General features: G+C 47.2%; 8 protein-coding genes and 1 pseudogene. All 9 read right to left on the bottom strand.

Annotation, left to right across the window (positions count from 1 at the left end; all coding sequences use genetic code 11):
• Window positions 1–165 (bottom strand): annotated as a pseudogene (locus DPF93_RS21460) (chemotaxis protein CheW); the annotation flags it as partial.
• Window positions 158–934 carry a ParA family protein gene (locus DPF93_RS05770; RefSeq protein WP_114765267.1) on the bottom strand — a complete coding sequence of 259 codons (777 nt, stop codon included), beginning with the start codon at window positions 932–934 and terminating at the stop codon, window positions 158–160. The gene DPF93_RS05770 and the pseudogene DPF93_RS21460, both read right to left, overlap by 8 nt.
• A 10-nt stretch (window positions 935–944) precedes the next feature.
• A complete protein-coding gene (locus DPF93_RS05765) occupies window positions 945–2,078 on the bottom strand; it encodes a protein-glutamate methylesterase/protein-glutamine glutaminase (RefSeq protein WP_114765266.1) in 1,134 nt (377 codons plus the stop codon).
• A 25-nt stretch (window positions 2,079–2,103) separates the two neighbouring features.
• A complete protein-coding gene (locus tag DPF93_RS05760; RefSeq protein ID WP_114765265.1) occupies window positions 2,104–4,311 on the bottom strand; it encodes a chemotaxis protein CheA in 2,208 nt (735 codons plus the stop codon).
• Between the two features lie 9 nt (window positions 4,312–4,320).
• On the bottom strand, window positions 4,321–5,043 hold the full coding sequence (locus DPF93_RS05755) for a protein phosphatase CheZ (RefSeq protein ID WP_114765417.1): 723 nt from the start codon (window positions 5,041–5,043) through the stop codon (window positions 4,321–4,323).
• A gap of 46 nt (window positions 5,044–5,089) precedes the next feature.
• Window positions 5,090–5,458 (bottom strand): chemotaxis response regulator CheY, encoded by a 369-nt coding sequence (gene cheY / locus DPF93_RS05750; RefSeq protein WP_075649797.1) that lies wholly within the window; start codon window positions 5,456–5,458, stop codon window positions 5,090–5,092.
• A 45-nt stretch (window positions 5,459–5,503) separates the two neighbouring features.
• Entirely contained in the window at window positions 5,504–6,238 is a 735-nt protein-coding gene (locus DPF93_RS05745; RefSeq protein ID WP_114765264.1) for an RNA polymerase sigma factor FliA, read from the bottom strand.
• A complete protein-coding gene (locus tag DPF93_RS05740; protein WP_114765263.1) occupies window positions 6,231–7,118 on the bottom strand; it encodes a MinD/ParA family protein in 888 nt (295 codons plus the stop codon). The genes DPF93_RS05745 and DPF93_RS05740 overlap by 8 nt, the downstream gene beginning before the upstream one ends.
• Before the next feature lie 9 nt (window positions 7,119–7,127).
• A complete protein-coding gene (gene flhF, locus DPF93_RS05735) occupies window positions 7,128–8,612 on the bottom strand; it encodes a flagellar biosynthesis GTPase FlhF (RefSeq protein ID WP_114765262.1) in 1,485 nt (494 codons plus the stop codon).
• Between the last annotated feature and the right edge of the window lie 38 nt (window positions 8,613–8,650).

Below are 8,650 nucleotides of genomic sequence, written 5' to 3'. Positions count from 1 at the left end.
TGGCTCTGGCTCTGGCTCTGGCTCTGGCTCTGGCTCTGGCTCTGCAAGAATTATCTCATCGTCTTCGCTGGCAACAAGCGCTTGCAACTCTTCGTCTTCTGACAACAAAGAGGTGAAGTAATCATCCAGTGCCTGTTCACTTGAGAGCAGCGTATCTTCACTCATCGATCGCTAGCCTCTCTAGATGCAATAACAACTGCTTGTAGGCAAATACGCCACGGCTACCCGAGGCGAAATGCGAAACCGGCAGGTGTTTTAAACTCGCATCTCTAAATTTCGTATCAATCGGTACAGCCGAAGACCATACTTGATTTGGGTAATCCTTTTTCAACTGCTGCAACGTTTGTAGTGAAGCGCGCGTGCGCTTATCGTACATAGTCGGGACAATCGTCACTTTAAATGGCTTACTGCGCGATTTTTGCATGATGGCTAGCGTGCGCACCATGCGCTCTAGACCTTTCATCGCCAAAAATTCCGTCTGTACCGGGATCAGAATTCGATTACTTGCCGCTAAAGCATTCACCATCATCACGCCTAGAATTGGCGGACAATCGATCAATACGTAATCGTAATGGTCTTTAATCGCCAGCAGTGCACGTTTTAAGATCAAGCCCATGCCGCTACGGTTACCCATAACGCGGTCAAGAGTCGCCAACGACATGTGCGCTGGAATAATATCGATACCCGGAATATCACTATCCATAATCAAAGGCATCACCGTATTTTCGGTAAACTCTTTGATTTGGAAAAGATCAAACAAGCTCGACGGCACGTTGTCAGAATCAAAGCCTAAATAGGTAGTCAAAGAAGCATGCGGGTCAGTATCAACCAACAAGACCTTTTTGCCTTGCTTGCTCAGCAAACCAGCAAGGGTAATCGTGGTGGTAGTTTTACCCACACCGCCTTTTTGGTTTGCAATACTCCAAACGATCATAGCCTCACCTCTATGCTAGGCCTATTTCGACCAGCATACGTTCAGCAATTCGATCTAGTGGTAAATCTTCTGAAGAGATACCTTCTTTCGCCACTGCTTGAGGCATGCCGTAAACAACACAGCTTTCTTCGTCTTGCGCCCAGATTGTCGCACCCGCATTTTTCAGCATGCGCGCACCTTCACGCCCATCGGCACCCATCCCGGTTAACACCATAGAGAGTACTTTGTCATGGTAGATTTTTGCAGCGCTACCAAAGGTCACATCGACACATGGTTTGTAGTTCATGCGCTCACCACCATCGATGATACGCAGCTTAGCACTACCAGGACGACCTTCGATCATCATCTGTTTGCCACCCGGCGCCAAATAAGCGACACCCGCTTGCAACACATCACCATCTGCAGCTTCTTTAACTTGGATCTTACACAGCGAATTCAAACGACTTGCAAAGGCTGCAGTAAATGTCGCCGGCATATGTTGGATCAGCAAAATCGGATGTGGGTAGTTTGCTGGCAGCTTAGTTAAGATCTTTTGCAGAGCCACTGGACCACCGGTTGAGGTGCCAATCGCGGTTAACTGATACTTCTTACCTGACGCTTTAAAACGAGCTGCTGGCGATGGCGTGCGCGCGGCTGGTGCAGCGACTGGACGTTGCAGAGCTGAAGCGGCTGGACGCGCAGTCGAGCGCTCTAGCGGCGCCGCTGTCGGCGCTACTCTTGGTGCAACCGGTCTGCGCATAAACGTGCGTCGTGAAGCAATTTGCATCACGCGCTGCTGCAGTAGGCTTACCGCTTCGTCACGGTTACGAGCGATGTCTTCAAACTTCTTCGGCAAGAAATCCAATGCGCCTGCATCCAGAGCATCTAGCGTTGCTTTAGCGCCGTCGTGAGTCAGCGAAGAGAACATCAGAATTGGGATCGGGTTGGATGCCATAATCTCACGGACGGCAGTGATACCGTCCATGATTGGCATTTCAATGTCCATAGTGATGACATCAGGTTTGATTTTCAGTGCTTTCTCAACGGCTTCTTTACCGTTGGTAGCTACATCAATCACTTCTAGTCGCGCATCCGAGTTTATTATCTCACTCACTCGGCGGCGAAAGAAGCTGGAATCGTCAACTACTAAAACTCGTATTGCCATATCTTTCCTTTTTAATATTCAACGATTAAATGCGCGATGCCGCAGCGTAACGTTTCAATAGATCTGGCACATCAAGGATTAGTGCAATATGACCGTCACTGGTGATCGTTGCACCCGCCATACCTGGCGTACCTTGCAACAAGTTATCCAGAGGCTTGATAACCACCTCTTCTTGTCCAATCAAGGTATCAACCACAAAACCGACTCGTTGGCTGCCTAACTGAACAATCACCACATGCCCATGCCCTTTACGCTGCTCTACTGCTGCTGAACGTGGCGACAGCCAGTTCTGCAAGTAGAACAATGGGATAGACTTATCTCGAACAATAATCGTTAATTGACCATCAACTACGTTGGTGCGACTTAAATCAAGGTGGAAAATCTCATTCACGCTCGCCAATGGCAGAGCAAACGGATTACCGCCAACGCCAACCATCAGAGTTGGAAGAATCGCCAGTGTTAATGGTACTTTGATTGAGATTTGCGTTCCTTTGCCCATCTCTGAATCAATGTCGATTGAGCCGTTTAAGGTGTTGATAGCTGTTTTCACCACATCCATACCTACACCACGGCCAGAAATATCGGAGATCTTCTCTTTACTTGAGAAGCCCGGCATAAAGATAAGGTTGAAACACTCTTTGTCTGTCAGACGTGAGGCTGCGTCTTCATCCATCATGCCGCGTTTAACCGCGATACCACGCAGCACATCCGGGTTCATACCACCGCCATCATCAACGATAGCCAGTTCAATATGATCACCTTCTTGAGCGGCAGAAAGAATCACTTTACCAGTACGAGGTTTACCCGCTTTTACGCGGTCCTCTGGCATTTCAATACCGTGGTCAACCGAGTTACGCACTAAGTGGATTAGTGGATCGGCAAGAGCTTCAACCAAGTTTTTATCAAGATCGGTATCTTCACCACGCATTTCTAGCGTGATGTCTTTATTAAGGCTACGCGCTAAGTCGCGAACAACACGTGGGAAACGACCAAATACTTTTTTGATTGGCTGCATGCGGGTTTTCATCACCGCACCTTGTAAGTCAGCAGTGACAACATCAAGGTTAGCCACAGCTTTCGCCATTTCTTCGTCGTTACTGTTCAGACCAAGGCTTAATAGACGGTTACGCACCAATACCAACTCGCCGACCATGTTCATAATGATGTCGAGTGTGGAAGTATCAACACGAACCGTAGCTTCAGCTTGAGGTTTTTTCGCTGGTGCCGACGCTTCTTTCTTCGCAGGTACATTCTCTTTAGAAACAGGTGCTGCTGGTGCAGCAACTGGCGCTGGAGTTGCCACTGCCACAGGAGCCTCTTCAACCACGACTTCAGGCTCTGCGTTTTGATACGCAGGCTTAGTCGCCATCTCTAGCTCTTCAACACTTGGTCCTTTGCCCTGACCATGTAACTGATCAAGCAGCTTCTCGAACTCATCGTCAGTCATTAGATCTTCATCAGCGCCACTAGCTGCTGGTGCCGCAGGAGCCGATTGAACGGGTGCAGGAGCTTGAACCGCGGCTTCTTTGCCCGGACCTTGACCCACACCATGCAGTTCATCTAATAACTTTTCAAATTCATCATCTGTAATGTCGCCGCTTTGCTCTTGAGGCGCAGCAACGGCTGCTGGTTGAGAAGCCGCCGCAGCTTTGCTGGCACCCGGTGCAGCACCTGCGCCGTGCAGTTCATCTAACAGCTTTTCAAATTCGTCTTGGGTAATCTCGTCGATAGAACCTGCATCTACAGTGGTGCTAGCAGCAACTGGCGCTGGTTCAACAACAGGTTCAGGCGTAGGCGCAACGACTTCAGGTTGAGTTGGAGCTACAACAACCTCTTCCTCTGAAGCCGGTTTGCTTAAACGATGAAGTTCATCAAGCAATGACTGCTCTGCAGGCTCTAATGGTTCACGATCTTGTACTGCTTGGAATTGTTCATTGACCGTATCCAATGCCTTAAGCATGGTATCCATCAAACTTGCGGTAACTTCACGCTGACCGTTACGTAAGATATCAAACACGTTCTCTGCACCGTGGCAGGTATCAACAAGTTCTGTGAGGCTCAAAAAGCCGGCACCACCTTTTACCGTATGGAAACCACGGAAGATAGCGTTGAGCAGATCCTTGTCGTTCGGGTTATTTTCAAGTTCTACCAACTGCTCGGATAGCAACTCTAAAATTTCACCCGCCTCAACTAAAAAGTCCTGAAGAATATCTTCGTCTAATTCGTAGCTCATAAGTTACCTCTAAAACCCAAGACTGGAGAGTAAGTCGTCGACTTCGTCTTGCGATGAAACAGCATCATCCCTTTCAATGGCGTTAAGGATTGGTCCTTCCGCTTCGGTTGATGCTTTTTTCTTGTTATTGGATATACCTTCGTCCAACTGATTTTGACCAAAAACTGTAAGAATATCAACGAGTCGCATTTCAACTTCGTTAACTAGCTCAATAACACGTCCAATGATTTGTCCGGTAAGATCTTGGAAACCTTGCGCCATTAAAATGTCAGTCAGTAAGCTGCGTAGTTCGCTGCTATTACCTTCCACCTGACCTAGTAAATCATCGATACGGTGACAAAGCGCTTTAAACTCAGTTAGGTCTATTTTGCCGTGCATTAACTCGTTCCACTGAGGTCTTACTTGGAGTAAGCCATCGTGGAGGCTATCGGCGATTGGCATACAGCGATCGACTGCATCCATCGTTTGGTTTGCTGCAACTTCAGTCTTTTCAATAACGTATTTAAGGCGATCCCTCGCGTCAGGGATTTCGTCATTGGCAAGCTGTGAAATTCGTTCATCAAGATGAAATTGCTTGATTGATTCGTGCAGGTCGCGAGTCAGTTCTCCAATTTCTTGCAGCATTGGTTCGCTTGGTATGTCGTAAGCGCGTTTAACTAAATCGTCTGCGTCTTGCTGTTTACCATCTTCCAAAAGCTCAACGAGTTGTTTGGCTTGTTCTAATGAAATCATTCCTAAATGGCCTTGTTCGCCCAATTCAACATAGTCAGTTTTTTGACTATAAACGCTCAAAGATCTTATCTAGTTTTTCTTTTAGCGTTGCTGCTGTAAATGGCTTAACAATGTAACCATTTACACCGGCTTGAGCAGCCTCAATGATTTGTTCGCGTTTTGCTTCTGCCGTGATCATCAGCACTGGAAGGTGCTTCAGCTCTTGGTCTGCACGGATATGCTTTAACAAGTCGATACCTTGCATGCCTGGCATGTTCCAGTCAGTAACAACAAAGTCGAAATCGCCCTTCTTGAGCATAGGCAATGCTGTTAAACCGTCGTCCGCTTCTTGGGTGTTATTAAAACCCAAATCACGAAGTAGGTTTTTAACGATACGGCGCATTGTTGAGAAGTCGTCAACAATCAAGATTTTCATGTTTTTATTCAAAATTGCCTCCACTGATTATGATGTCAGTGATTTCTAGTCATTGTTTGTCCACGCACTCAATTTGGTGCGCAAACGTTGCATCGATTGGCTCAATATTTGGCTAACGCGTGATTCGCTAACTCCAATTACTTCACCGATTTCTTTAAGGTTTAACTCTTCATCGTAATAAAGAGAAAGCACCAAAGCTTCACGCTCTGGTAGAGATTTTATCGATTCTACCAAAGCTTTTCTAAAATATTCATCCGCAACACCTTGAAAAGGTGTATTTTCTTCATCGGTATCTTCAGAAGTAATGACATCCTCAGAAACACCGAGGTCTTCGATCCCTACCAAACGAGAACAGTTGATGTCAGTTAGAACCGAATGATATTGCTCTAACGACATGCCTACGTAATTTGCTACTTCTGCATCCGTAGGATCTCGATTCAATTGCCCTTCAAGAATCGCTATCGCCTGATTGAATTCACGGCTATGTTTGTGAACTGAACGTGGTACCCAGTCTCCACGACGAATGTCGTCAAGCATAGCGCCACGAATCCGTATTCCAGCATAGGTCTCAAAACTTGCACCCTTGCTGCCATCATAGTTCTTTTGCGCTTCGAGAAGACCAATCATTCCCGCTTGGATAAGATCCTCGACCTGAACACTCGCTGGTAATCGTCCCAGCAGGTGGTGAGCAATACGTTTCACCAGCACCGAATATTTTTCTAAAAATTCTCTTTGGCTGTTGTGATTTCCGTATTGGTCATAGGTCAACGCCTTATTCACCAAATGGTTCCTCTAATGGTTGTGGTCGGTTGAGCAAACGTTCAACAAAAAACTCTAAGTGCCCACTTGGGGTCTTTGGTATTGGCCAAGTCAGTGCTTTGTTCGCCAATGAACCCAAAGCCAGTGCGGCAGGTGAGCGCGGAAACGCATCAACGACAATCTTTTGTTTTTTCACTGCTTGACGCACTTTATCATCTAAAGGGATACAAGCGACGAGCTCAAGGCTCACATTCAAGAATCTCTCTGTGACTAAGGTCAACTTTGCAAACAATTCTCGCCCTTCACGGTAGCTTCTGACCATGTTGGCAACAATTTTAAAGCGTTGAACTTGATGCTCTTTACTCAACAGTTTGATCAGCGCATAAGCATCGGTAATCGATGTTGGCTCATCACACACCACCACAACCACATCTTGTGCTGCGCGAGAAAAGCTGATCACCATGTCTGAAATACCAGCTGCGGTATCAATCAGCAGCACGTCCATTTCATCTTCTAGACTACCAAACGCACGAATAAGACCGACGTGTTGTGCGTGGCTAAGCTCCGTCATTGACTGGGTGCCAGAAGTCGCTGGAATAATTCTGATGCCGTGCGGACCTTCCACAATCGCATCCGCCAGATCGCACTCACCCGCGAGGACGTGGCCAAGGTTACGCTTTGGTCGAATGCCAAGCATGACATCGACATTAGCTAGACCCAAATCAGCGTCTAAAACCATGACTTTCTTGCCTTGGCGAGCCATACAGATTGCCAACCCGAGAGTGACGTTAGATTTACCCACACCACCTTTACCGCCAGTTACAGAAATAACCTTGGTTAGTGATGGTTGAGTTAAGCGGCGCAATCCGCTAGCTTGGTCTTGTATCATATTCTCTGTCATCATCGCCGCCTAGAACCTCTCTACTTCACTATTCCAATAGTGCGGTTCATCGTCCGCCGATTTCTCAAGTAAGTCATTTGCTTTAGCCACCATGTATTTTGGCTGAGCAATAACGATATCTTCGGGTACGCGTTGTCCATTCGCGATGTAAGCCACTGGTAATGCATTTTGCACTACTACGCTGACGAACTCTCCAAGGCTTAGTGACTCATCTAATTTGGTCAAGATACAGCCAGAAAGAGGAATGCGTTTAAAGTGGTCAATAGTCTCTTGCAGCACTTTTCTCTGTGCGGTTGCAGGTAATACCAAGTAGCTGTGAATCATCTCACCGCTATCTTGCATCAGAGTATCAAGCTGCTCTGAAAGACGAACGTCTCGCTGCCCCATACCTGCAGTATCAACCAACACAAGACGACGATGGCGTAGCTGATATATTACATCGGCTAACTCTTTGGAATCTTTAGCGACTTTTACCGGGCATCCCATAATTCGTCCGTAAATAGCCAACTGTTCATGAGCACCGATACGATAGGTATCGGTGGTCACTAAGGCCACATTGTCAGAACCAAACTCCATCGCAGCTCGAGCTGCTAACTTAGCCACAGTGGTAGTTTTACCCACACCAGTCGGACCAAGCAGCGCAACAATACCGCCACGCTTTAAGATGTCTTGCTTAGAAATTGGGATTTGATCAGCGACTAAGCCCAGCAGTGCTCGCCACGCTTTCTTCGGTGGGGTGTCTTCTGGAATGTAACAAGCAAGCTGATCGGCAAGCTCCAGTGATAAGCCCATACGCTCAAGACGCTTAATCAACATGGCGCGCAGCGGTTCACGACGTTCCACTTCTTGCCACATAAGCCCAGAGACTTGATGCTCAAGCAGACGGCGAATAGAGGTCATTTCCTCACGCATATCGGTCAAGTCTTCATTGGAGACTGCCGCTTCACGTGGCGAACTATTACGCTCGTAGCGAGAAGGGTCTAGCTGAGGCTTAGGTCTTTCAAGGCGACGGTCTTCGGCAATTAAGCGCGCAAGAGGTGAATCTTCTTTGAGCTTAATATCGCTGTTTTGCGCACGATGGCTAGATTGACGCTTGAGAAGAGCAGTTAGCGAGTCATCCGCCTCCCCTTTCTCTGGTACATCATCATAGCCAGGGCGAGTGTTGCTGTATTGCTTCAACATACTGGCAAAACGCTTGGTCATCGAACGACCCGCTTCTGCACTGCTGTTTAAACTGACACGATCATCGTCGAGTGCGCGAGTCTCGGCACGAGCTTCCAAACTTGGCGACACTTGGGTCGGCATTGTTCTAGGATGCGAACTGTAACCACCATTGACTCTTGCAGTTGCTGACTCTCCGTCTACTGCCGCAACAATTTCAACTCCACCAGCGACTTTTTTGTTCGACATGATTACAGCGTCAGAACCTAACTCTTCCTTCACTTGAAGTAGAGCTGTTCGCATGTCCTTGGCAAAAAATCGTTTAATTTTCAAAATTGATATCCGTTATTTGTTAGTAACAGAATGGGTTA

Origin of the sequence: Vibrio rhodolitus, assembly GCF_003350325.1 — a bacterium.
Classification (GTDB): domain Bacteria; phylum Pseudomonadota; class Gammaproteobacteria; order Enterobacterales; family Vibrionaceae; genus Vibrio; species Vibrio rhodolitus.
Note: the sequence above shows the minus strand (reverse complement) of the source record. Positions and strands in the feature narration are given on the sequence as shown.

Bases quoted from the DNA above. Each gene is read 5' to 3' on its own strand.
- DPF93_RS05770 (WP_114765267.1), bottom strand. From the start codon at position 934: ATGATCGTTTGGAGTATTGCAAACCAAAAAGGCGGTGTGGGTAAAACT.
- DPF93_RS05740 (WP_114765263.1), bottom strand. From the start codon at position 7,118: ATGACAGAGAATATGATACAAGACCAAGCTAGCGGATTGCGCCGCTTA.
- DPF93_RS05755 (WP_114765417.1), bottom strand. From the start codon at position 5,043: ATGATTTCATTAGAACAAGCCAAACAACTCGTTGAGCTTTTGGAAGAT.
- DPF93_RS05760 (WP_114765265.1), bottom strand. From the start codon at position 4,311: ATGAGCTACGAATTAGACGAAGATATTCTTCAGGACTTTTTAGTTGAG.
- cheY (WP_075649797.1), bottom strand. From the start codon at position 5,458: ATGAAAATCTTGATTGTTGACGACTTCTCAACAATGCGCCGTATCGTT.
- DPF93_RS05765 (WP_114765266.1), bottom strand. From the start codon at position 2,078: ATGGCAATACGAGTTTTAGTAGTTGACGATTCCAGCTTCTTTCGCCGC.